General features: G+C 70.9%; 21 protein-coding genes. 18 read left to right on the top strand and 3 right to left on the bottom strand.

The features are described from left to right. Nucleotides 1–363 precede the first annotated feature (363 nt). The 9 genes from ACWD38_RS26485 to ACWD38_RS26445 all read left to right on the top strand — a co-directional run bounded on the left by ACWD38_RS26485 (nucleotide 364) and on the right by ACWD38_RS26445 (nucleotide 8173). Entirely contained in the window at nucleotides 364–1041 is a 678-nt protein-coding gene (locus tag ACWD38_RS26485; RefSeq protein WP_184484245.1) for a GAP family protein, read from the top strand. 108 nt (nucleotides 1042–1149) lie between these two features. Beyond that, nucleotides 1150–1629 carry a DUF1707 SHOCT-like domain-containing protein gene (locus ACWD38_RS26480; protein ID WP_450125150.1) on the top strand — a complete coding sequence of 160 codons (480 nt, stop codon included), beginning with the start codon at nucleotides 1150–1152 and terminating at the stop codon, nucleotides 1627–1629. Nucleotides 1630–1714: 85 nt separating this feature from the next. Further along, nucleotides 1715–2038, top strand: coding sequence for a DMT family transporter (locus ACWD38_RS26475; protein ID WP_343071650.1), 324 nt, complete (start codon nucleotides 1715–1717; stop codon nucleotides 2036–2038). Next, nucleotides 2035–2640, top strand: coding sequence for a TetR/AcrR family transcriptional regulator (locus tag ACWD38_RS26470; RefSeq protein WP_184484249.1), 606 nt, complete (start codon nucleotides 2035–2037; stop codon nucleotides 2638–2640). Before ACWD38_RS26475 ends, ACWD38_RS26470 begins: the two co-directional genes overlap by 4 nt. An 82-nt stretch (nucleotides 2641–2722) precedes the next feature. Beyond that, the gene (locus ACWD38_RS26465) at nucleotides 2723–3496 is read left to right on the top strand and encodes a DUF4097 family beta strand repeat-containing protein (protein WP_450125149.1); all 774 of its coding nucleotides are present in this window, start codon (nucleotides 2723–2725) and stop codon (nucleotides 3494–3496) included. A 244-nt stretch (nucleotides 3497–3740) separates the two neighbouring features. Further along, a complete protein-coding gene (gene dnaK / locus ACWD38_RS26460) occupies nucleotides 3741–5627 on the top strand; it encodes a molecular chaperone DnaK (RefSeq protein ID WP_184484253.1) in 1887 nt (628 codons plus the stop codon). After that, nucleotides 5624–6346, top strand: a complete 723-nt coding sequence (gene grpE, locus ACWD38_RS26455; protein WP_343071651.1) for a nucleotide exchange factor GrpE — start codon at nucleotides 5624–5626, stop codon at nucleotides 6344–6346. The genes dnaK and grpE overlap by 4 nt, the downstream gene beginning before the upstream one ends. A 151-nt stretch (nucleotides 6347–6497) precedes the next feature. After that, the gene (gene dnaJ / locus ACWD38_RS26450; protein WP_184484255.1) at nucleotides 6498–7706 is read left to right on the top strand and encodes a molecular chaperone DnaJ; all 1209 of its coding nucleotides are present in this window, start codon (nucleotides 6498–6500) and stop codon (nucleotides 7704–7706) included. A 2-nt stretch (nucleotides 7707–7708) separates the two neighbouring features. After that, a complete protein-coding gene (locus ACWD38_RS26445) occupies nucleotides 7709–8173 on the top strand; it encodes a heat shock protein transcriptional repressor HspR (protein WP_184484257.1) in 465 nt (154 codons plus the stop codon). A 46-nt stretch (nucleotides 8174–8219) separates the two neighbouring features. Here ACWD38_RS26445 and ACWD38_RS26440 read toward each other — a convergent pair whose 3' ends face one another. After that, nucleotides 8220–9320, bottom strand: coding sequence for a globin domain-containing protein (locus tag ACWD38_RS26440; RefSeq protein ID WP_184484259.1), 1101 nt, complete (start codon nucleotides 9318–9320; stop codon nucleotides 8220–8222). Between the two features lie 299 nt (nucleotides 9321–9619). Between ACWD38_RS26440 and ACWD38_RS26435 the strand changes: the two genes are divergently transcribed. The 5 genes from ACWD38_RS26435 (at nucleotide 9620) to ACWD38_RS26415 (ending at nucleotide 15150) form a co-directional block, all read left to right on the top strand. Next, complete coding sequence (locus ACWD38_RS26435; RefSeq protein ID WP_450125148.1) at nucleotides 9620–10321, top strand: pyridoxamine 5'-phosphate oxidase family protein; 702 nt, start codon at nucleotides 9620–9622, stop codon at nucleotides 10319–10321. Nucleotides 10322–10444: 123 nt separating this feature from the next. Beyond that, nucleotides 10445–10939: a MarR family winged helix-turn-helix transcriptional regulator gene (locus ACWD38_RS26430; RefSeq protein ID WP_343071652.1), complete on the top strand. Its 495-nt coding sequence runs from the start codon at nucleotides 10445–10447 to the stop codon at nucleotides 10937–10939. Nucleotides 10940–11132: 193 nt separating this feature from the next. Beyond that, on the top strand, nucleotides 11133–11687 hold the full coding sequence (locus ACWD38_RS26425) for a MarR family winged helix-turn-helix transcriptional regulator (RefSeq protein WP_450125147.1): 555 nt from the start codon (nucleotides 11133–11135) through the stop codon (nucleotides 11685–11687). Beyond that, nucleotides 11684–14314, top strand: a complete 2631-nt coding sequence (locus ACWD38_RS26420; RefSeq protein ID WP_184484265.1) for an MFS transporter — start codon at nucleotides 11684–11686, stop codon at nucleotides 14312–14314. The genes ACWD38_RS26425 and ACWD38_RS26420 overlap by 4 nt, the downstream gene beginning before the upstream one ends. 2 nt (nucleotides 14315–14316) lie before the next feature. After that, nucleotides 14317–15150: a YceI family protein gene (locus ACWD38_RS26415; protein WP_450125146.1), complete on the top strand. Its 834-nt coding sequence runs from the start codon at nucleotides 14317–14319 to the stop codon at nucleotides 15148–15150. Between the two features lie 72 nt (nucleotides 15151–15222). Here the strand turns inward: ACWD38_RS26415 and ACWD38_RS26410 are convergent, their stop codons facing one another. Beyond that, on the bottom strand, nucleotides 15223–16818 hold the full coding sequence (locus ACWD38_RS26410; protein ID WP_184484269.1) for an alanine/glycine:cation symporter family protein: 1596 nt from the start codon (nucleotides 16816–16818) through the stop codon (nucleotides 15223–15225). Nucleotides 16819–17116: 298 nt separating this feature from the next. Here ACWD38_RS26410 and clpB point away from each other — a divergent pair, with 298 nt between their 5' ends. Beyond that, nucleotides 17117–19699 (top strand): ATP-dependent chaperone ClpB, encoded by a 2583-nt coding sequence (gene clpB / locus ACWD38_RS26405; protein ID WP_184484271.1) that lies wholly within the window; start codon nucleotides 17117–17119, stop codon nucleotides 19697–19699. A 48-nt stretch (nucleotides 19700–19747) separates the two neighbouring features. On the opposite strand, the gene ACWD38_RS26400 is transcribed toward clpB, so the two are convergent. Continuing rightward, nucleotides 19748–20968: an MFS transporter gene (locus ACWD38_RS26400; protein ID WP_184484273.1), complete on the bottom strand. Its 1221-nt coding sequence runs from the start codon at nucleotides 20966–20968 to the stop codon at nucleotides 19748–19750. 88 nt (nucleotides 20969–21056) lie between these two features. On the opposite strand from ACWD38_RS26400, the gene ACWD38_RS26395 reads away from it, so the two are divergent. From ACWD38_RS26395 to ACWD38_RS26385, 3 genes are all read left to right on the top strand, one after another. Next, nucleotides 21057–21686 (top strand): TetR/AcrR family transcriptional regulator, encoded by a 630-nt coding sequence (locus tag ACWD38_RS26395; protein WP_184484275.1) that lies wholly within the window; start codon nucleotides 21057–21059, stop codon nucleotides 21684–21686. A 467-nt stretch (nucleotides 21687–22153) separates the two neighbouring features. Next, a complete protein-coding gene (locus tag ACWD38_RS26390; RefSeq protein WP_343071653.1) occupies nucleotides 22154–22942 on the top strand; it encodes a type III secretion system chaperone family protein in 789 nt (262 codons plus the stop codon). A 35-nt stretch (nucleotides 22943–22977) separates the two neighbouring features. Beyond that, complete coding sequence (locus ACWD38_RS26385) at nucleotides 22978–23751, top strand: SDR family NAD(P)-dependent oxidoreductase (protein WP_450125145.1); 774 nt, start codon at nucleotides 22978–22980, stop codon at nucleotides 23749–23751. Nucleotides 23752–23985: the final 234 nt, after the last annotated feature.

Below are 23985 nucleotides of genomic sequence, written 5' to 3'. Positions count from 1 at the left end.
TGAGCATGTTCCCGAACCGCGCCCCGAAGGGGCCACGCCTGGTCGGGTCGGGTTGTCCGAGACGGATGGACGAGATCATCCGCCGCACGGTCTTGGTGACCATGACCACCGCGACGGCCGTGACGGCCAGGCAGATCAGGCCCAGGACCAGCTGCAGAGCACCCATGCTCGCGGCCTCCATGTTCGGGGGTTGTCCGTTTGAGGAGCGTACGCCTTATTACTAGCCGGTAACCAGCGGGGCTACGCCGTGGTGGGAACAGGGGGTGATTCTGCGCAACGGCTACCGGAAAAACTAGTTGGCCACTCGCCCCACTTTCTGTTGTACGATCGCCCAGGTTTCTGGTTCCGAGCCTGGGGGCGGGCATGTCGTCATTACTGGGGTTCTACGGGTTGTCCCTGCTGGACGCGCTCAACCCGTCCGCGTTGGCGGTCACCTTGTTCCTGCTGCTGCGGGGCGGTCCATTCCGGACTCGGGTGCTGACCTACGTCGGTGCGATTTTCACCACTTACCTCCTGCTCGGGGTGTTGATCTACTTCGGGCTGGACGGATTCCTGCGCATCGCCGACTCCGCGGTCGCCGAACGAGTCGGGTACGCGCTGGCCGCGCTCGGCGGTTCGGCGATGCTGCTCTACGCGCTGTTCCCGCCGGAATCGGCCAAGCGCGGACCGCGGCTGCCGAAGATTCCCGAGCACCTGCCGCTGGGCGTGGTCTTCGGGGTCGGCGTGACCATCACGATCGCCGAGTTCAGCACCGCGCTGCCCTACCTCGGGGCGCTGGGCATCCTGCGCGGTTTCACCTCGGACGCGCTGGTCGCGCTGCCGCTGCTGGCGAGCTACGTCGCGATCTTCGTGCTGCCGCCGCTGCTGCTCATGGTCGGTTTCGGGAGGTTCGAAGGTGCGCTGCGCCCGCGGATGCGGCGGTGGCTGGACAAGCGGGCGGAGAAGAAGGACGACACGTGGCTCTGGCTGCTCGGGATCGTCGGGTTCGTGCTCGCGAGCCGCGGGGTGAAGTACTACCTCGGCGTGTTCGGGCTCGGTTGAGGGTTGATCGACGAGCCCTCCGGAGGCGGATTCTCCGCGTATTCTCGGAGTTCTCTCGTGGAGTCGGCGGCAGGCCGGTCGCGACCTCATCGAGCACAGGGGGAAGAGATGGATGACGCCGAGCGCCCGGTGGTGCGGGCTTCCGACGCCGACCGCGAGCGGGTGGCCGAGCTGCTGCGGGCGGCGTTCGACGAAGGCCGGCTCGGGCTCGCCGAGTACGACGAGCGGGTCCGGGACGCCTACGGGGCCGTCACGCAGGCCGATCTGGTGCCGCTGACCGCCGACCTGCCTGCCGCCGCGCCCGCTCCGGTGGTCGAGCCCGAGCGGGCTCCTGCCGAGCGGTCCCGCTGGCGCGGGATGGAGAAGCAGTGGCGGGAATGGGCCCAGGTCTCGTTCCTGCTGGTCGGGATCTGGCTGGTGATCTCGTTGGCGACCGGCGCGCCGATCTTCTTCTTCCCGATCTTCCCGATGGGGATCTGGGGCGTGGTGCTCGCCTCCCAGGCGCTGTTCGGCGACTCCGACGACGCCGATGAGGACGAGGACCCCGACGGCCTGGAGGGCTCCGGACGGGGTGAGCTCGGACGCTGAACGGTCTTGCCGCAAGCGCGTGGAACTCACGTATCCTGGGACAACAACTAGGACACACGTTCAGGTTTCTCGCGAGGAGGTTCAGGTGGCGTACCTGATGCTGGTGTTGGCCATCTGCTCCGAAGTGGTGGGCACCGTGTCGCTGAAGCTCTCCGAAGGGTTCAGCAAGCCGCTGCCGTCGGTGCTGGTCGTGCTCGGCTACGGCGCCGCGTTCGCCGCGCTCGGGATCGTGCTCAAGATGGGCCTGCCGGTCGGCGTCGTCTACGCGATCTGGTCCGGCGCGGGCGTCGCGCTCATCGCGCTCATCGGTGCGGCGTTCCTCGGCGAGAGCATCACCGCCGTGCAGCTCGGCGGCCTCGCGCTGATCATCGGCGGTGTCGTGACGCTCGAAATGGGCGGTGCGCATTGACCGCGGAACCCGCCGACGGGCGCCTCGCGAAGGGTGAGCGGCGCCGCCGCGCCATCCTCGACGCCACCGCCCGCGTCGTGGAGCGCGACGGGGTGGCCGGGGTCAGCCACCGCGCGATAGCCCGGGAGGCCGAGGTGCCGCCCGCGTCGATCGCCTACTACTTCGCCGGGATCGACGACCTGCTGGTGGCGACGCTGCTGGAGAGCGTGGAGCTGCTCATCGCGGACGTCGCCCGGATGCGCGAGGACACCCCGGAGGACGGGCGGGCGTGGGCGCGCACCATCGCCGAGAACCTGGCGATCATGATCAACGAACGGCGCGGCCGCACCATCGCGGAGTACGAGCTGTACCTGCTCGCCGCCCGCAGGCCCGCGCTGCGCCCCGCCGCGCGCCGGTGGATCGAGGTCGCGACGGGCGAGATCAACGAGGGGCGCGGCGCCGACGCGGGCGTGGTCAAGGCGTTGTTCGCCGCGATCGACGGACTGCTGATGCAGGCCCTCATCGCCGACGAGCCCCCGGTCGCGGCGGACTTCGAGCCCGCGCTGCACTTCCTGCTGCAGCCCCTGTCGTACCTGCGGGAGGTCGGCGAGGTCACGGGCTGACCAGGATCGCGGCCATCTCGGTGCCGGACGGTGATCGCGGCCGCTACCGTGCGGAGGCGCAGTCCAACTAGGGGGAACGAGCATGGTGCGGACGGGTCTCGCGGTGGCCGGTGCGGCCTGCCTGCTGGTGGCGGGCACGGCCGTGAGCCGGGGCTGGGGCGATCAGGGGGGCCGGGAGGTCGTCACCGCGCTGCCCGGCATCACCGAGGTGCGGCTCGCCGAGTCGAGCGGCGAGGTGCGCATCCGGCACGAACCCGGCGCTCGGGCCGAGGTGCGGGAACGGGCGCGCAACTGGTTGGGCGGCGACGACGACCGCAGCCACCGGGTCGAGGACGGCGCGCTCGTGCTGTCCGGCTGCGGTTCCGGCTGCTCGATCGACTACGAGGTCGTGCTGCCCGCTCCGGTGCCCGTGACGGGCGCCGGTGACGCGGGATCGCTCGAGGTCGCCGGGATGGAATCGGTGGACGTCGAGACCGCCGCCGGGTCGGTGGCGATCTCGGAGGTGAGCGGGCCGGTGCGGGTGCGCGGTTCCTCCGGCGGGATCGAGCTGCGCGACCTCGACGGCGACGTGGACGTGACGACCGGCAGCGGTGGGATCGACGGCGAGCGCCTGGGCGGTGGCAGCATCGTGGTGGGCGCCGACACCGGGACGATCGACCTGGAGCTGACCGGGCCCCGCGTCGTGCGGGCGACCACCGGGACCGGTGGCATCGAGCTGGACGTGCCGGACGAGGCGTACCGGGTCACCGCCGACACCGGGACCGGGTCGCGCGACGTCGACGTGGACACCGACCCGAACTCGCCGCGGCTGCTGGAGCTGAGCACCGGCACCGGCTCCATCGAGGTCGGCCACTGAGCCTGCCGGTTTCGTCCGTTTCCGTTCGGGGCGCTCGGCGGTCGCGCCGTGCGCGTCCGATCGATCGATCCCGCTTCTCGGGAACTTCCCGTGCAGCTCAGCCGTTGTCCAGGCAGAAACATTGAGCGACTCGCGCTCAACCCGGTTTGACGGCTGCCGATGGGTGCCGGTAAAACTTGAGTCGGCAAGGCTCAACGGACTATCGGGTCCTGGGCGCATGAGCAAGGAGCAGGAGGAACCATCCATGTCGCGAGCGGTCGGTATCGACCTGGGGACGACCAACTCCGTCGTTTCCGTCCTCGAAGGCGGTGAATCGACGGTCATCGCCAACTCCGAGGGCTCGCGGACGACGCCGTCCATCGTCGCCTTCGCGAAGAACGGCGAGATCCTCACCGGGCAGCCGGCGAAGAACCAGGCGGTGACGAACGTCGACCGCACCATCCGGTCGGTCAAGCGCCACATGGGCACCGACTGGAAGACGTCCATCGACGACAAGGCGTACACGCCGCAGGAGATCAGCGCGCGAGTGCTGATGAAGCTCAAGCGCGACGCCGAGGCCTACCTGGGCGACGACGTCACCGACGCCGTGATCACCGTCCCGGCCTACTTCGAGGACGCCCAGCGGCAGGCCACCAAGGAGGCCGGCCAGATCGCCGGGCTCAACGTGCTGCGCATCGTCAACGAGCCGACGGCCGCCGCGCTGGCCTACGGCCTGGACAAGGGCGAGAAGGAACAGACGATCCTGGTCTTCGACCTCGGTGGCGGCACGTTCGACGTGTCCCTGCTGGAGATCGGCGAAGGCGTCGTCGAGGTCCGCGCCACCAGCGGCGACAACCACCTCGGTGGTGACGACTGGGACGAGCGCATCGTCGACTGGCTGGTCGACAAGTTCAAGAACTCCAACGGCATCGATCTGACCAAGGACAAGATGGCCTTGCAGCGGATCAAGGAAGCCGCGGAGAAGGCCAAGATCGAGCTCTCCAGCTCCTCCACGGCCAACATCAACCTGCCGTACATCACGGTGGACTCCGAGAAGAACCCGATGTTCCTCGACGAGACGCTGTCCCGTGCGGAGTTCCAGCGGATCACCTCCGACCTGCTGGAGCGCACCCGCAAGCCGTTCGAGGCCGTGGTGCGCGACGCGGGCGTGAAGATCGCCGACGTCGACCACGTCGTGCTCGTCGGTGGTTCCACCCGGATGCCCGCCGTGACGGACCTGGTCAAGGAGCTCACCGACGGCCGCGAGCCGAACAAGGGCGTGAACCCGGACGAGGTCGTCGCCGTCGGCGCCGCCCTGCAGGCCGGTGTGCTGCGCGGTGAGGTCAAGGACGTCCTGCTGCTGGACGTCACCCCGCTGTCCCTCGGCATCGAGACCAAGGGCGGCATCATGACCAAGCTGATCGAGCGCAACACCACGATCCCGACGAAGCGCTCCGAGACCTTCACGACGGCCGACGACAACCAGCCGTCCGTGCAGATCCAGGTCTTCCAGGGCGAGCGCGAGATCGCGGCGCACAACAAGAAGCTCGGCATGTTCGAGCTGACCGGCCTGCCGCCGTCGCCGCGCGGGGTGCCGCAGATCGAGGTGTCCTTCGACATCGACGCCAACGGCATCGTGCACGTCAACGCGAAGGACCTCGGCACCGGCAAGGAGCAGTCGATGACCATCACCGGCGGCTCCGCGCTGCCGAAGGAGGACATCGACCGGATGGTCTCCGACGCCGAAGCCCACGCTGACGAGGACAAGCAGCGCCGCGAAGAGGCCGAGTCCCGCAACCAGGCCGAGACGCTCGTCTACCAGACCGAGAAGGTCCTGACCGACAACGACGAGCAGCTGCCCGAGGAGACCAAGACCAAGGTCAAGTCGGCCGTCGACGAGGTCAAGGAATCGCTCAAGGGCGAGGACGTCGCCGCCATCAAGGCCGCGGTGGAGAAGCTCGCCACCGAGTCGCAGGCGCTGGGCCAGGCCCTCTACGCCGACGCCGGTGCGGAGGCCGCGGGCGCCGCCGGTGCCGCGGGTGCCGCCGGTGACGCGGGCGCGACCGCCGGAGCCGGTGCCACCAGCGGTGGAGCCGACGACGTGGTCGACGCCGAGATCGTGGACGACGAGGACGAAAAGAAGAAGAAGTGACCTCCGAGAGCTCAGGCAACTCCGACCGGCAGCAGTCGCCGCAGGACGGCGAGCAGGAGCCGGTGGTGGTCCGGGACCGCAGGCGGATCGATCCGCAGACCGGTGAACCCCGGGCCGCCACCGAGCAGGGGCAGGTGGCAGAGAGCATGTCCGGCACGCTGGACGAGGAACTGGCCAAGGTCGCCGAAGGCACGTCCGTCGAGGGCGCGCCGGAGGAAGCCGACGCCGACGGTGCGGATTCGGGCCTGCGCAAGCAGGTCGACGAACTCACCGAGGACCTCAAGCGGGTCACGGCCGAGTACGCCAACTACCGCAGGCGCGTCGAGCGCGATCGGGAGTCGGTGGTCAGCGCCGCCAAGGCGTCGGTCGCCGGTGACCTGCTCACCGTGCTCGACGACCTGGAGCGCGCCGAGTCGCACGGCGACCTCACCGGCGCGTTCAAGTCGGTGGCCGACAAGCTGACGGGTTCGCTGACCAACGCGGGCTTGGAGTCGTTCGGCCGGGAAGGCGACGAGTTCGACCCGTCGGTGCACGAGGCGGTCCAGCACACGACCTCTCCGGAGGTCTCGGGGCCGACCGTCACGACCGTCATGCGTCGCGGCTACCGGTTCGGCGACCGGGTGCTGCGGCCGGCGATGGTCGCGGTCACCGACCACGAACCCGAAGCCGCGGCACCGCCGGAGAGCGGTGCCGAGACCGGCGAGGACGCGGCACAGTGAGACCACGACCCCGCTCGGCGGAACGCGACGTCACCAGCACGGGAGGTCGCGTTCCGCGTGGCCTCGCCCGGTCATGGCCGGGCGGGGTCGGGTCCGCACCCGCACCGCACGCCGGTGCGGGACGGCAGCGAAGTGAGAGGAGGGGCGCCCGGTGAGTGCCAGGGAATGGCTCGACAAGGACTTCTACGGCGAGCTGGGCGTTTCGTCCGACGCGACGACCGACGAGATCAAGAAGGCCTACCGGAAGCTGGCGCGGGAGAACCACCCCGACGCCAACCCCGGCAACAGCAAGGCCGAATCGAAGTTCAAAGCCGTCTCCGAGGCGTACGGGGTGCTGTCCGACCCGGAGAAGCGCAAGCAGTACGACGAGGCGCGCCGCCTGTTCGGCAGCGGCTTCGGCGGCGGTCAAGGCGGGTTCGGGGGCTTCGGCTCCGGAGCCGGCGCCGGTGGCGCGGGCGGGTTCGACCTGGGTGACCTGTTCGGCGGCGGCGGGCCTCGGCCCGGTGGCGCCGGAGCGGGCGCGGGCGGGCTCGGCGACCTGTTCGGCGGGTTGTTCGGCGGTGGCGGCGCGGGCCGCCGCGGTGGCGGGTCCACCGCGAGCAGGCCGCAGCGCGGCGCGGACGTCGAGACCGAGGTCCGCATCGACTTCGCCGAGGCGGTGCGCGGCGCGACGGTGCCGCTGCGGCTGTCCAGCCCGGCCACCTGCCTGACCTGCCACGGCTCGGGAGCGAAGGCCGGTACCCGGCCGCGCACCTGCAGCACCTGCTCCGGCGCGGGTCTGGTGACCCGCAACCAGGGGGCGTTCGCGTTCAGCGAGCCCTGCCCGGACTGCCGCGGCAAGGGGCAGATCATCGACGACCCGTGCCCGGACTGCCGGGGCGAGGGCGTCGCCACCCGGTCCCGCACGTTGACCGTGCGCATCCCGGCCGGCGTCAACGACGGGCAGCGCATCAGGCTGGCCGGTCAGGGTGAGCCGGGGCGCAACGGCGCGGCGGGCGGCGACCTTTTTGTGGTCGTGCACGTCAACGCGCACCGGGTGTTCGGACGATCCGGTGATGATCTCACGGTGACCGTTCCGGTGACCTTCCCCGAGCTGGCGCTGGGCACTACTTTGACCGTGCCGACCCTCGACGGGAAGGTCTCGCTGAAGGTGCAGCCCGGTACCGCCAGCGGGCGGACGCTGCGGGTGCGTGGCAAGGGCGTGGGCCGGAAGACCGGCAGCGGTGACCTGCTGGTCACCCTGCAGGTCGTCGTTCCGTCCACTTTGGACGATTCGGCGGCCGAGGCGCTGCGGTCCTACGCGGAGGCCACGGCGGAGCACGATCCGCGTGCGGAGTGGGACGAGCTGCTCGGGAGGTAGGCATGGGTGACGGTCCACGCAGCGCTCGGCTGAACGTGACGATCGGTTTCCCACCAGGGGCCAACGAGGACTCACCGGTGTTCGTGATCTCCGTGGCCGCGGAGCTCTCCGGGTTGCACGCCCAGACGCTGCGCAGCTACGACCGGCTCGGCCTGGTCTCACCGGGCCGCACCCCGGCGGGCGGGCGGCGCTACTCGGCGCGGGACATCGCGCTGCTGCGCGAAGTGCAACGGCTGTCCCAGGAGGAAGGCGTCAACCTCGCCGGGATCAAGCGCATCATCGAGCTGGAGAACGAGGTCGACGCGCTGCGCGACAAGGTGCAGGGCCTGATGGACGAACTCACCGCCGCCTACGCGTCGGTCGAGCAGACCGCGGCCCGGGTCCACGCCTCGTACCGCCGGGACCTGGTGCCGGTGCACCAGGAAACGGCCCTGGTCGTCTGGAAGCCGGACTCCCGCCGCCGCTGACGAACAGCGCCCCGCCGTGCTCGCCCGAGCGACGGCGGGGCGCTCGTCAGTCCAGCGCGAACGGGTCGTAGTGGATCTGGTCCAGCGGAACCCCCGTGACCAGCAGTTTCGAGACCGTGGCCCGGACCATCGCGGGCGAGCCGCTGATGAGCACCTCGTGCCGGGACCAGTCGTGGCGGGCCACCGCTTCGGCGAGCGTGCCCTGCTCGGCGCCGGTGGCGGCCTGGTCGTCCTCCAGCACCGGGGTCACCGTGAACCACGGATTGGTCATCGCCACCCGCTGCAGGTTCGCCAGGTCGTAGAGGTCCTCGCGGGTGCGGCCCCCGTAGTACAGCCGGACCTGCGGGTTCTCGCCGTACTGCGCCAAGTCCTCGACGATCGACCGCATCGGCGCGAGCCCGGTGCCCCCGGCGATCATCAGCACGTCCCGCTCGTTCTCGCGGTCCACGTGCAACTGCCCCATCGGTGAGCCGATGCGCCACCGGTCGCCGCGCTGGGCGTGCCCGACCAGCGCGCGGCTGACCCAGCCGCCGTCCACAGTGCGGACGTGGAACTCCAGGACGCCGTCGTCGCCCGGCTGGTTCGCGGGGGTCAGGTAGCGCCACAGCCGCGGGCGCTGGGGCACTTCGACGCTGACGTACTGCCCGGGGTGGTAAGGCACCGGGTAGTCGGTCTGCACCCGGATCACCGCCAGGTCGCGGGTCAGCCGGGTGTGGCCGATGACCTCGCCGTCGTACCAGGCGGGCCCGTTGTCCTCGTTGGCCGCGCTGATCATCGCGGTGGCCAGCACGGTGTACGCCTCGGCCCAGGCCCGTTCGACCTGCTGGGTCCAGTGCGTGCCGGAGTGCTTCTTGATCGCCGCGAGCAGCGCGGTGCCCACCGCCTCGTAGTGCGCCGAGACCACGCCGAACTTGCGGTGGTCCCGGCCGAGCTGGTGCAGGAAGGGCAGCAGGTCGTCGGGGCGGTCGATCATCTGGATGATGTGCACCAGCGCCCGCATCAGCCGGTCGCGCTGGGATTCCATGTTGGCGGCGAACAGCTCGCGGGTGTTCGGCGCGATGCTGAACAGCATCGCGTAGAAGAACCGGGCCACCTCGTCGGAGCGCGCCTCGACACCCGCCCAGCTTTCCCGGATCAAGTGGACCATCTGGCTCGCGCGTTCCGGCGTCGGCCGGTTCGGGCGGGGCCCTGGGCTCAGTACGGCGTTCGCTGACATGGTTCGGTCGTGGTCTCCACGAAGTCGGGTGGCATCCGGTCAGGTGCACACTGCTGCTGGCATTTGATGTCCCCCGACGTGCAGGACCATAACGCCTCGTCGTGCTTTCACACTATTGATGCCACTTTTGCGGGCGTTTCGACTACTCCCGGTCGATCATCCTGGATATGTAGCGGGGAAACCTGCATCTGATGGTGTGGATCTCACGGTGCGCATGACACTGTGTGCGCGTGCGCCCCGAAACTGACACCGCCTATGCCGCTGCGGACTCCGCCGGAGCCGGCGCGGACGACGCGTTCCGGCGCGAGCCGAGCCACCCCGGCCCGGACGCCGATGAGCGGGACGCGGCCGACCTGCCCGGATCCGCGGGCGAGCACCTGCTGCAGAACGCCTACGGGACCGAGAAGCGGGCCCGGCGCTTCTACGACGACCAGGTCCTCGACCACCTCAACGACCGGATGCGCGAGTTCATCGGCCGCATGGAGATGGCGTTCGTGGCCACCGCCGACGGGCACGGGGAGTGCGACTCCAGCCTCCGCGCCGGACCGCCCGGCTTCATCGAGGTCCTCGACGACCGCCACCTCGCCTACCCCGAGTACCGCGGCAACGGCGTGCTCGCGAGCCTCGGCAACATCAGCGAGAACCCGCACATCGGCATCCTCATGGTCGACTTCGCCGAGGACCTGATCGGACTGCACGTCAACGGCGCCGCGCGGATCGTCGAAGACGCCGAGCTGCGCGAACTGCACCCCGACCTGCCCGTGGAGTTCGACCGCGGCCGGACTCCCGAGCGCTGGGTGGTCGTCGAGGTCGAAGAGGCCTACATCCACTGCCGCAAGCACATCCCGCGGATGGTCCCGGTGCTGCGCAAGCGCAGCTGGGGCACGGACGACCCGCAGCGCAAAGCCGGGCACTACTTCGTCTCGAAGTGACCCCGCGGCGAGTGCTCCGCGCCGGGAGGCCCACCCCTGGGGAACGGGGCACCGAGCCCTAGGGACACTGGTGGGGCGCGGGAAGCATCGCGCCACATGCACCGACGGCGGGCGGAGAGTGCCGTGATCGAGCGGATCGAGGCGCCGGCGGACGGTCCGGCCACGAGCTCCGGCAGGACGCAGGACCGGGAACGGCGAGGCGCGGCCGAAGCGGTCGAACGCGAACTGGTGATGATGTTCCGGCGCGCCCGCAACTTCTCGATGACGGTGGCCTCGCAGGTGCACCCCGACCTCGACCCGGCCTCCTACAGCCTGCTGCTGATGGTCGACGACGCGGGCTCGCTGCGCGGCATGGACGTCGCCGACCGCACCGGCCTGGACAAGTCGACGGTGAGCAGGCAGATCGCGACGCTCGTCGAGCTGGACCTGCTGGAGCGCGTGCCGGACCCGGACGACGGCCGGGCCCGGCGCATCCAGCTGTCCGCGTCCGGACGTTCGCGGCTGGCCCAGGTCCGCAAGCAGCGGCGCAAGCACATGCACGGCGAGTTCGCGCACTGGTCCACCACGGACCTCCAAGACCTCTCCCGCCTGCTGGCCCAGCTCAACCGGATGTTCTGAGCGCGGCGACGTCGATTCCGCCGCGGCCGGGTGCCTTCGGGGCGGTCCGCGCCACACCGTTCGGTCGGCCCGTGCGCGAGCGGCGGGCGCCTGGTTCTCCCCGCCGGCCGCGGTGGCGCGCGCCACTCCCCAGTAAGTTGCCTTCTGCAACTAACATAATTATAGTTGCGTGCAGCAACTAAAGGAGTGGCTCGTGGGACCGACACCGGAGACGTGCAGCGAACTGCTGCGGCCCCTCGGTGCGCTGATGGGCCTCAAGCAGGTCGCGGTGCAGACCCTCAACCAACACGCCCAGACCGATCTGCCCTACGCGGCGACCGGACTGCTCGGCGAGCTCGTGCACTGCGGGGAGTCACGAGCCTCCGACCTCGCGGCGCACCGCGTCGTGGACGCCTCCGTGGTCAGCAGGCAGGTCTCCCAGCTCGAACAAGCCGGGCTGATCAGCCGTCGCGCCGACCCCCAGGACCGCCGGGTCTCACTGCTGCGCGCCACCGAGGAAGGCGAGCAGGCGCTGGCCCGCATCGAACAACACCGTGCCGAGTGGCTCAGCGACGCGCTGCGCGACTGGGACGAGACGAAAGTGCGCGACCTGGCCGAACTGCTCGACGTCGCCGCCGCTGACATCCGTCGCGCGGTGCTGCCCGAGCACCAGGCGCCGCACGCCGACACTTCGCACCTGGCCGTCGCCCGGCCGGTGCCCGCCGATGACCGACGCTCCGCTGCGTCGTCGCAGAAAGGAATTCGATGACCCGCTCGACGATCGGCGAAGCCGCGCCGGCGAGCTCAGCATCGACCGGCCGCTCGCTCGGCCGCTCCGACGCAGGACAGGACGGCGGTCGCCACCAGGTCGCCTCCGACTCGCCGATGACGCATCGCCAGATCCTGGAGGCCATGTCCGGGCTCATGCTGGCGCTGCTGGTCGCCATCCTGAGCTCGACCATCGTGTCCAACGCGCTGCCGCGCATCCTCGCCGACCTCGGCGGCAGCCAGAGCCAGTACACCTGGGTGGTCACGGCGATGCTGCTGACCTCCACGGCCTCCACCCCGATCTGGGGCAAGCTCTCCGACCTGTTCAGCAAGAAGATGCTGTACCAGATCGCGATCACCGTGTTCACCGTCGGCTCGGTGCTGGGCGGCTTCGCGCAGACGATGCCGCAGCTCATCGGGTTCCGCGCCGTGCAGGGCATCGGCATGGGCGGGTTGCAGGCGCTGATCCAGGTCGTGATCGCCGCCATGGTCTCGCCGCGTGAGCGCGGTCGCTACAGCGGCTACATCGGCGCGACCTTCGCGGTGGCCACCGTCAGCGGTCCGCTGGTCGGCGGGCTCATCGTGGACACCTCCTGGCTCGGCTGGCGCTGGTGCTTCTGGGTGACCGTGCCGATCGCGGTGATCGCGTTCATCGTGCTCGGCCGCACGCTGAAGCTCCCGGTGATCAAGCGGCCGGTGCGCATCGACTGGTTCGGCGCGCTGTTCCTGGTCGGCGGGGTGAGCCTGCTGCTGGTGTGGGTCTCGCTGGCGGGCAAGCAGTTCCCCTGGGCCTCGCCGGAGACCGCGGCCTACGTCGGCGGCGGGGTGCTCGCGCTGATCATCGCGGTGATCATCGAGTCGAAGTTCCCCGAACCGATCGTGCCGCTGAGCATGTTCCGCAACCCCACGGTGACGCTGGCGACCATCGGCACCATCGCGGTCGGCACCGCCATGTTCGGCGGGTCGGTGTTCCTCGGGCAGTACTTCCAGATCGCCCGCAGCTTCAGCCCGACCCACGCCGGGCTGATGACGCTGCCGATGGTGCTGGGGTTGTTCCTGTCCTCCACCATCTCCGGGCAGATCATCTCCCGCGGCAGCGGCAAGGTGAAGCCGTTCCTGATCTTCGGCTCCATCGTGCTGGTGGCGGGCATGGGTCTGCTCGCGACCATGGACCACACGACGAACCTGGTGCTCGTCGGCGTGTACCTGGCGATGATGGGCATCGGCGTCGGTTCGCTGATGCAGAACCTGGTGCTGACCGTGCAGAACGTCACCACCGGCAAGAACGTCGGTTCGGTGACCTCGGTCGTCACGTTCTTCCGCACGTTGGGCGGCTCGGCGGGCGTGTCCGTGCTCGGCGCGGTGCTGGCCGCGCGGGTCACCGACTACGTCAACGAGGGCCTCGCCAAGATGGGCGTGCCCACCGGGACGGGCGGCGGCAGCGGTTCGCTGGACGTCGGCGCGCTGCCCGGCCCGATGCAGGAGGTCGTGCGCGCCGCCTACGGCGACGCCATCGGGGACATCTTCTTCGTCTCCGCCTGCATCTCGGTGATCACCTTGCTGGCCGTGGTGTTCATCAAGGAGGTCCCGCTGCGCAGGACCATCGAATCCCAGGACGAAGTGCTGGCCGAAACTGTGGACAACCAACCGCTTCCTGTGGACAACTCGGTCGGGCAGCAGACCGCGACGCTCACTCGCCAGAGTGGTTCCGCGCAGCTTGCGGGGGTGCCGCACGCGGGCGCCCCACACTTCGGCGAGCCTGTGGACAACTCTGTGGGCAACCACTCCCGCCCCTGGTCAACGACGCCCGCGTCGAACGGCCACGGCTCCGCGGGACGCCACCTGGCCGGCGACCTCGCCGACGGCGGCGCCGACGGCAGCGGACTGTTCGTGCACGGCTCGGCGCAGGACTCCTCGGGCAATCCCGTCGCCGGGGTGGTGCTGACGCTCACCGACTCGCTCGGCAGGCAGGTCGAACGAGCCCGCACCGACCACGACGGCGGCTACCGGCTCGACCTCGCCCGCGGCGGCACCTACGTGCTCATCGCCGCGGCGGGCACCTACCAGCCGACCGCCTCGATGGTCGTGGTCGGCGACCGGCCGGTGCGCCACGACGTGCGGATGTTCGGCTCCGGCGGAGTCGCGGGCGTCGTGCGCTGCGGTGACCGCGAGATCGGCGGCGCCACCGTGGTGCTCACCGACCTGCGCGGTGAGGTCGTGGGCTCCAACGCCACCGGTGAGGACGGGCGGTACGCGTTCACCGACCTCGTCGGCGGCTCCTACGCGCTGACCGCGACCGCCGAAGGGTTCCGCCCCGTCGCGACCCCCGTGGTCGTCGCCGACGGCGAATCCACCGCGCTCGACGTGGCGCTGCGGACCGGTGCGGCGCTGACCGGCGTCGTGCGCTCGGCGAACCTCGGCCACCCGGTGCCGGACGCGCGGGTCACGCTGCTCGACGCGAGCGGCGAGGTCGTCACGGCGGTCACGACCGACGCCGACGGCACCTACGCGTTCACCGACCTGCCCGACGGCGACTACACGGTCATCGCCACCGGCTACCCGCCGGTCGCGACGCCGCTGCGGCTCGACGGGCAGCGCACCACGCACGACGTCGAGTTGGGGTACTGAGCATGACCGTGGTCCAGGACGGCAACAGCGACGTGGGCGCCGTGACGGCGACCGTGCGCACCGGGGACGGCTGGCCGGTGCCGGGAGCGGCGCTGACGCTCATCGACGGCGGCGGCGCGCAGGCGGCGCGGGCGCAGAGCGGGGAGGACGGCGTGGCCGTCGCCACCGGGATCGCGCCCGGCTCCTACACCGCGATCGTCTCCACGCTCGGCTACGAACCCGTCGCCCGCACCGCGCTGGTGCGCGGCGGGCAGGACGCCGCGCTCGGCGTGCTCGAACTGCGCCGGGCCGGGGGCACCGAACCGCCCGCGCCGGGGCGGTGGGAGATCGACCCGGTGCACTCGTCGATCCGGGTCAGCGCCCGCCACCTCGGCATCACCAGCATCCACGGGCGGTTCACCGAGTTCAGCGGCGACGTGTCGATCGGCGACCCGATCGAGACGACGGGCGTGTCGGTGCGGATCGACGCGGCCAGCGTCGACACCGCCAACGCGCAGCGCGACGCGCACCTGCGCCACGCTGACTTCCTCGACGTCGAGCGGTACCCGGAGATCACCTTCACCGGCACCGGGCTGCGGCCCGCCGGCGGCGAGCGCTGGGAGCTCACCGGGGACCTCACGCTGTGCGGCGTGACCAAGCCGGTGGTGCTGGACACGCACTACGCGGGCGTCGGCCCGGACCCGTGGGGCGGTTCCCGCGCCTCCGCCTCGGCGACCACCGAGTTGCGGCGGGAGGACTTCGCGATGACGTTCAACCAGGCGCTGCGCACCGGCATCGCCGCGATCGGCACGACGCTGCGGGTCGACATCGACATCCAGGCCGTCCAGCAGGACTGACGCACCACCCACCACGAGAGGGGCCGTCCGCCACCACGGCGGACGGCCCCTCGTGTCGTCGGGCGGCGGACGTCAGCCGATCTTCTCCGCTTCCTCCCGCTCGACCGGGGCGACCTCGCCGGTGCGCAGCTTCTCGCGGAAGCTCTTGAGCTCCCGCTTCACCACCGGCAGCAGCAGGTACAGGCCGATGATGTTGAACAGGGCCAGCGCGAACAGCACCGCGTCGGCGAAGTTCAGCACGCTGGTCAGCGTCAGCACCGAGCCGATCACGGTGCTGATGCAGAAGATCACGTTGTAGGTGATCTCCTTCGCCTTGCTCTTGCCGAACAGGAACAGCCAGGCGCGCTGGCCGTAGTAGCCCCAGGTGATGATCGTGGAGATCGCGAACAGCGCCACGGCCAGCGTCAGCACGTACGGGAACCACGGCAGCACGGTGGCGAACGCGTCGGAGGTGACGATGACGCCGTCCGGGGCCTCACCGCCGTTGAGGACGTCCTGCTGCGCGCTGGTCCAGAACTCCGTCTTCGCGATGACGATGGTCAGCGCCGTCATGGTGCAGACGATCACGGTGTCGACGAACGGCTCCAGCAGCGCGACGAAGCCCTCGGTGACCGGGTGGCGGGTCTTGACCGCGGAGTGCGCGATCGACGACGAGCCCAGTCCGGCCTCGTTGGAGAACGCGGCGCGCTGGAAGCCGATGATGAGCACGCCGATCGCGCCGCCGAGCCCGGCGGCGGGGGTGAAGGCGCCGCTGATGATCTCGCCGAACGCGGCCGGGACCGAGGTGATGTTGACGCCGATCACGACCAGGCAGGCGCTCACGTAGATGATCGCCATCGCGGGCACGAGCTTGCTGGTGACGGCGCCGATGGACTTGATGCCGCCGATGATGACCACGCCGATCAGCGTGGCGAGCACGACGCCGAACACCAGGGCCGCGCCGTCGCTGGCGAGCCAGCCCTCGTCGCCGCCGGTGACGTTGCGCAGCTGCGCGAAGGTCTGGTTCGCCTGGAACATGTTGCCGCCGGCGATCCCGAAGAACAGGATCATGATCGCGGTGATCACCGCGAGCACCTTGCCGAGGCGGGCGCCTAGGCCGCCGGGGAACCGCTCGGCCAGGCCCTTGGGCAGGTAGTGCATCGGTCCGCCGGAGACGGTGCCGTCCTCGTGGATCTCCCGGTACTTCACGCCGAGGGTGCACTCCACGAACTTCGTGCACATGCCGAGCAGGCCGCACACGATCATCCAGAAGGTGGCGCCGGCGCCACCGACGGTGACCGCCACACCCACGCCCGCGATGTTGCCCAGCCCGACGGTGGCCGACACCGCCGAGGACAGCGCTTGGAAGTGCGTGATCTCGCCGGGGTCGTCGTCGCGCGAGTACTTGCCGCGCAGCAGCGCGACCGACAGCCCGAGCGAGCGGAACTGGATGAAGCCGAAGGCGACGGTGAACACGGCCGCGGCGATCGCGAGCCAGGCCACGATCCACGGGAACGTGACGCCGAACAGCGTGAGCTCGCCGAACACGAGGTTCGAGAACCCGTCGGAGATCGGTTCGAAGACGGTGTTGATCGTGTCCTCGAGGGTGGAGAGGGGGCCGCTTTCAGCGGCGAGCACGTCGGTGTGCGCGGGTGGGCTCGTGAACGACGAGCCGAATGCGGGTGGCATGGCGGAAAGTTAGGCAATCGGACATTCAAGACTCAATGCTTTTAGGGGATTCACTCGCCAATTGACACCTGATTCGAGACTGAGAGTGATCGAAGTTCGACCGAACGGGCGAGCGCATCGAGGCGCGCGGCCGAAGTGCCGCTCACGGCGCGAAAAGGATGTAAGCTTGAGCGAAGTAGGCTCAACTTTCCTGCCGGAGTCCTCGATCTCGTCGAGCCGGGGCTTGTGGCGGGTGCGCACGACGGAGGTTCGGCGCGAGCATGGTGTCTCGCGAGCGATGCCCTGGCGAGGTGGAGGAATGGACGCTTTCAACCCGACGACCAAGACCCAGCAGGCGATCTCCTCGGCGGCGCAGGCCGCCACGGTGGCCGGAAACCCGGACGTCGGTCCGGCCCGGCTGCTCGGTGCCCTGCTCGCGCAGGGCGACGGCATCGCCGCACCCCTGCTCCGCGCGGTCGAGGCCGACCCCGCGGAGGTCCGCCGCGAGGTGGAAGGGCTGATCAACGCGCTGCCCGCCGCCTCCGGCTCCACGGTCTCCGCGCCGCAGCTGTCCCGGGACGCGCTCAAGGCGGTGACCCACGCCCAGCACCTCGCGACCGAGATGGGCGACGACTACGTCTCCGCCGAGCACCTGCTGGTGGGGCTCGCCGCCGAAGGCGGGCAGGTCGGCGACCTGCTGCGCAGGCACGGCGCCACCCCGGACGCGCTGCGCGAGGCGTTCACCGAGGTGCGCGGCTCCGCGCGGGTCTCCAGCCCGGACCCGGAGGGCACCTTCAAAGCCCTGGAGAAGTACGGCCAGGACCTCACCGACCGCGCCCGCAACGGCGACCTGGACCCGGTGATCGGCCGCGACTCCGAGATCCGCCGCGTCGTGCAGGTGCTGTCCCGGCGGACCAAGAACAACCCGGTGCTCATCGGTGAACCCGGCGTCGGCAAGACGGCCATCGTCGAAGGCCTCGCGCAGCGCATCATCGCCGGCGACGTGCCGGAATCCCTGCGCGGCAAGCGCGTCGTCGCGCTCGACCTCGGCTCGATGATCGCGGGCGCGAAGTACCGCGGCGAGTTCGAGGAGCGGCTCAAGGCCGTGCTCAAGGAGATCACCGACTCCGCCGGTGAGGTCGTCACGTTCATCGACGAGCTGCACACCATCGTCGGCGCCGGTGCCACCGGCGAGGGCGCCATGGACGCGGGGAACATGATCAAGCCGATGCTGGCGCGCGGCGAACTCCGCATGGTCGGAGCGACCACGCTCGACGAGTACCGCGAGCACATCGAGACCGACGCCGCGCTGGAACGCCGCTTCCAACAGGTCATGGTCGGCGAGCCCACCCCGCAGGACGCCGTGGCCATCCTGCGCGGGCTCAAGGAGCGCTACGAGGTGCACCACGGCGTGCGCATCACCGACGGCGCGCTGGTGGCGGCCGCGACGCTCTCGGACCGCTACATCACGGCGCGGTTCCTGCCGGACAAGGCCATCGACCTCGTCGACGAGGCCGCGTCCCGGCTGCGCATGGAGATCGACTCGCGACCGGTGGAGATCGACGAGGTGGAGCGCGCGGTGCGCCGCCTGGAGATCGAGGAGATGGCGCTGGCCAAGGAGTCCGACGCCGCCTCCGTCGACCGGCTCGCCACCCTGCGCGGCGAACTCGCCGACCGGCGCGAGCAGCTCTCCGGGCTCACCGCCCGCTGGCAGGGCGAGAAGGAGTCCATCGACAAGGTCCGCGACCTCAAGACGCAGCTGGAGCAGCTGCGCGGCGAGTCCGACCGGGCCGAGCGCGACGGCGACCTCGGCAAGGCCGCCGAGCTGCGCTACGGCCGCATCCCCGCGCTGGAGAAGGAGCTCGCCGCCGCCACCGAAGCGCAGAGCGAGCGCAAGGCGATGCTGCAGGAGGAGGTCACGCCCGACGACGTCGCCGACGTGGTCAGCTCCTGGACCGGCATCCCCGCCGGTCGGCTGCTCGAAGGCGAGACGGCGAAGCTGCTGCGCATGGAGGACGAGCTGGAGCGGCGCGTCGTCGGCCAGGCCGAGGCGGTGCGCGCCGTGTCCGACGCGGTGCGCCGCACCCGCGCCGGCGTCGCCGACCCGGACCGGCCCACCGGCTCGTTCCTGTTCCTCGGGCCCACCGGCGTCGGCAAGACGGAACTGGCGAAGGCGCTCGCCGGGTTCCTGTTCGACGACGAGCGGGCGATGATCCGCATCGACATGAGCGAGTACTCCGAGAAGCACTCGGTGGCCCGCCTGGTCGGCGCCCCGCCCGGCTACGTCGGCTACGACCAGGGCGGGCAGCTCACCGAGTCGGTGCGGCGCAGGCCGTACTCGGTGGTGCTGTTCGACGAGGTGGAGAAGGCGCACCCCGACGTGTTCGACGTGCTGTTGCAGGCGCTCGACGACGGCAGGCTCACCGACGGCCAGGGCCGCACGGTGGACTTCCGGAACACGATCCTGGTGCTCACCTCGAACCTCGGGTCGCAGGCCATCGCCGACCCGAACCTGTCCGAGCAGGAGCGCGACGACGCGGTGCTCTCGGTGGTGCGCCGCCAGTTCAAGCCGGAGTTCCTGAACCGGCTCGACGACATGGTGGTGTTCCACTCGCTCAACACCGAGGAGCTGACGTCCATCGTGGACATCCAGGTGGAGCGGCTGGCGCAGCGGTTGAGCGAGCGGCGGCTGACCTTGGACGTGCGGCCCGCGGCGCGGGACTGGTTGGCGCTCAACGGTTTCGACCCGGTCTTCGGCGCCCGGCCGCTGCGGCGGCTGGTGCAGTCGGCGATCGGTGACCAGCTGGCGAAGCAGCTGCTGGCGGGCGAGGTCCGCGACGGCGACAAGGTGCTGGTCGACGTGGCCGACGACAACTCGGCCCTCACGGTCGGCCCGGCCTGACCGGCGGGCGGTGGCGCAGCCGGACGCTGCGCCACCGCCCCGTCACGTTCAGTGCCGCACGTAGGTGCTCGCCCAGGCGATCGCGGCGAAGAGCGCGGCGAGGGCGGCGAACACGAGCGTCGAGGTGACGAGCCCGGTGTAGGTGGTCAGCACGCCGAGGCTCACGCTGGGCACCGTCGCCGACAGGTACGCCACGATGTAGATCATCGACGCGGTCGCGGCCCGGTTCCGCGGATCGGCCAGGCCCGTGAGCAGCCGGAACCCGCCCATGAACATCAGGCCCCAGCCGACGCCGACGACCGCGGACCCGGCGAAGAACGCGACCGCGCTCCCGGACAGCACCGCCCCGGCCACCGCGGCCAGTCCGATGATCAGCGCCGGGGCGGCCACCCGCACCGCGCGCTGCCCGAGCCACCCGGACGCGGTGAGCTGCGCGACCGCCCCGACCCCGGTCACGGCGACGACGGCCAACCCGCCGATCAGGTAGGGCGAGCCGACGACCAGGCTCTTGGCCACCGACGGCCCCAGCGACATGAACATCCCGCCGATGGTCCAGGCGGACAGCATCGTCGTCGCCAGCAGCGCGAACGCCTTGCCGCGCCCGGCGGGCACGCCCGGCCGCTGCGGTCGCAACGCGCGGCGCAGCGCGATCGGACCGGTCCGCACCGGCTCCGGCATCAGCCACACCAGCGGCAGCGCGACCAGGAAAGCGAGGACGAGCAGCAGGTAGGCCAGTTCCGTGGGCGCGGGCGCGAACTGCACCAGCGCCCCGGCGATCCCGGAGCCGATCGCCATGCCGAGGCCCGCGGCGACCCCGTTGATGGTGGCGCCGCGGCTGGTGCCGGCCGGCTGGAAGTCCAGTAGCGATCCGCTCATCGCGCCGGTCGCGGCCCCGGTGGCGACGCCCTGCAGGAACCGGCCGAGGAACAACCATCCCACGTCCGGCGCGAAGGCCAGCACGAGCAGCGACACGATCTCCAGCGCCAGCGAGCCGAGCAGCACGGGACGCCTGCCGACCCGGTCGGACAGGGCGCCGAACAGCACCAGCGCGATCAGGATGCCGATCATGTAGGCGCCGAACACCTCGGTCAGCACCGTCGCCGAGAAGTGCCAGCGCTGCTGGTAGATCGCGTACATCGGCGAGGGCGCGGTGGAGGCCATCAGGAACAGTGCCAGCAGCGCGCCGACGAACCAGAACGCGCGTTGCGGGGTGAGCAGCGCCCGCGGGGCGCGGGCGGGGCGGTCGACGGCGAGCTCGGGCGCGGTCATGCCCCTCCTCGGAGCGCGGGCGGGTGGTTCCGCTCGGGGCCAACCGTCGAGCGGAACGGAACATTCCGCTCCGGCGTACGCTGTGTCCATGACCACAGCCCAGCGAGCGACCGGTTACGCCGACCGGGTCATCGCGGCCGCCCGCGAGGTGTTCACCGAGCAGGGCTTCGGCGCGCCGATCTCGGAGGTCGCGCAGCGCGCCGGCGTGGGCGTGGCCAGCATCTACCGCCGCTGGCCGAGCAAGACCGAACTGGCCGAGCAGGTGCGGATCAGCTGCCTGCGCCGGATCGTCGCGGAGGCCCGCTCGGCCGCCGCCGAGGAATCCGATCCGTGGCGGGCCTTCACCCGGTTCCTGTTCCGCTGCCTGGCCGAGGGCAGCGGCGTCGGCACGGTCCTCCCGCCGGACGAACCCGGCCGGTCGCACTCCGCGGAGTACGCCGAGATCCGCCGGGAGATGACCGAGTCCGTCGAGGCGCTGGTCCGCGCCGCGCACGAGGCCGGTGAGCTGCGCGCCGACTTCGCCGCGGCCGACGTGGTGCTGCTGTTCAAGCACCTCAACCCCGCGCTGCCGATCGCGGAGCCGAGGCGAGCGGACCTGCGCGCCCGCTACCTGGCGCTGGTCGTCGAAGGCCTGCGCGCCGGGGACCGCGCCGAGCTGCCCGGCGCGGCGCCGGACTGGGCCGAGGTGCACGCGATGCGCAGGCCCGGCACCGCCTGATCCCGCGGCCCGGCGAGAACGGTCGGACATCCGGACGCCGCTCCCGCGCGCCGGCGCTGCACCGGGACGCGTCGAGGCCCGGTCCGCCGGGCGCGCGCACCGGCCGGTGGCGCCGGCGGATTTCTGTCTGACGTTCACCCGATCGGCCGCTACAGAGACCGGATCAGCCGGTCGATAAGAGAAGGAGACAAGGACGGGAACGGTTCGCCGCTCCCGTCCTTCTTCGTTCCCGGCCCTCGTCGCCGCACCCCGTTCGCGCCGGCTCGCGAACCCCTCCGCCGTCCTCCTCGTTCACCCCGGCCGCTGCGCGGAACGGGTTCGCGGAACGGGCCGGTGCGGCTCGCTCGAATCCGGAGCGGCACCGTCCCCGAGCATCCGTGCTGCGCACCTCGCACGGATGGCGCAATTCGCGGCGGGAGACCCCGGCGATCTTCGCGGGAGATGACGACGGGACTACCCTGCGCGGTGTGGGTATCCCTGCCTGGGTCTGGTTCCTCGTCGCCGTCCTCGCGATCGCCGCGGGCGTCGCGCTGCTGATCGCCGACCGCACACGACGCGCCCCGAACAACCGGGAGCGACGTCGCTGGGCGGCGCTGCGCGGCTGGCAGTTCGCCGAGATCGATCAAGTGCTGCCGACGCGCTGGGAACGCGGCGCGCTCGCGCAGCACAGCGGCAGCACCGCCACCGACGTCGTCGCGGGCTCCACGTTCACCGCCGACGGCCGCCGCCAGGTCTACGTCCTCGACCTCACCGTGAACAACAAGGTCGCCACCGTGCTCGCCGGCGTGCGCTGCCGCCGCAGCGTCAGCACCATCCTCGAACTCTGGCAGCCGGACGTGCCGGTGCCGCAGGACTCCGGGCTGGACCTGCTCGGTCCGGTCGGTTCGCGGTACGCCTTCGTCACCGAGGTCGCCGCCGCCCGTCCGCTGGTCACGCCGTCGCTCGTGGAGGCGGCCGAAGAGGTCGGGCCCGACGTGACCGTGGTGTGGCTGGAGCAGGACTGGGTGCTGGCCGCCATCGAACCCGACGGCGCGGACCCGGCCCGCCTGGAGCGCCTGCTGCGCTCGTTGGGCGAGCTCGCCGACATCATCGACCCGTTCGAAACCGACCCGAACGAGTCCTTGGACGAGCCGGAGCCCGCCGCGGACGCCGAACCCACCCGGCAGCTCAAGGGAGCGACCGGCGCGACCTCCCCGGCGGACACCAACGAGACGATCCGCGTCGAGCGGGCCGAGCACTCCGAGAACCAGTCCTGACGGGAGCCGGTCGGCGAGGCGATACGGTGCGAACCATGCCTACCGCACTCGTCACCGGCCCCACCGCCGGAATCGGCAACGCCTTCGCCCGCAGGCTCGCGGCCGAGGGGCATGACCTGGTGCTCGTCGCCCGCGACGCCACGAGGTTGGAGGCGCTGGCCGAGGCGCTGCGCGCCCGCCACGGCGTCACCGTCGAGGTGCTCGTGGCGGATCTCGCCGACGAAGCGCAGCTCGCCGAGGTGGAGCGGCGCCTGGCCGACGAGCGGCGGCCGGTGGACCTGCTGGTCAACAACGCTGGTTTCGGCACTTCCGGGGCGTTCTGGGACACCGAGCGGGCCACTCTGGGCAAGCAGCTCGACCTGAACGTGGCCGCCGTGCTGCGGCTGACGCACGCGGTGGTGCCGGGGATGCGGGCGCGCGGCGGCGGTGACGTGGTCAACGTGTCCAGCGTCGCCGGTTTCTTCTCGGTGGCCGGTTCGACCTACGCCGCCACGAAGTCCTGGGTGACGACGTTCTCCGAGGGCCTGTCCGCGGCGCTGACCGGCAGCGGGGTGCGCGTCATGGCGTTGTGCCCCGGCTTCACCCGCACCGAGTTCCACGAGCGCGCCGGGCTGTCCATGGGCCGCCTCCCGAAGGCGTTCTGGCTGCGAGCCGACGACGTCGTGCACGAGGGCCTCTCCGACCTGCGCCGAGGCCGCTCCGTCTCGGTCCCCAGCCCCCAGTACAAGGCCCTGGTCACCGTGGGCCGCCTCATCCCCCACCGCCTCCAACGAGCAGTGGTGACCCGAGCAGTCCCTGGCCGAACCTGACCCGAACCAGCACGGCCCCCGCCTCGCGGCCGAAGGCCGTGCCTTGCGGCGTAGCCGTGCCTGTATGTGCGAAGCACATAGCCCACGTCGAAAAGGTGACGACCCGCGGGTTCTCAGCGTTCTTCTCGCGAGGACGGCTTTTTCCCTCGTGGCGGAGCCACTCGGGAAAAAGATCCCGCAGCCGGAATGGCCGGCCGAGCACCCGGACCCCGCCGCGGGCTTCGACGCCGATCA

The sequence above is a fragment of the Saccharopolyspora sp. NPDC002578 genome (assembly GCF_053592695.1).
The sequence above is the reverse complement of the archived record's forward strand: the minus strand, read 5'-3'. Positions and strand labels throughout refer to the sequence as shown.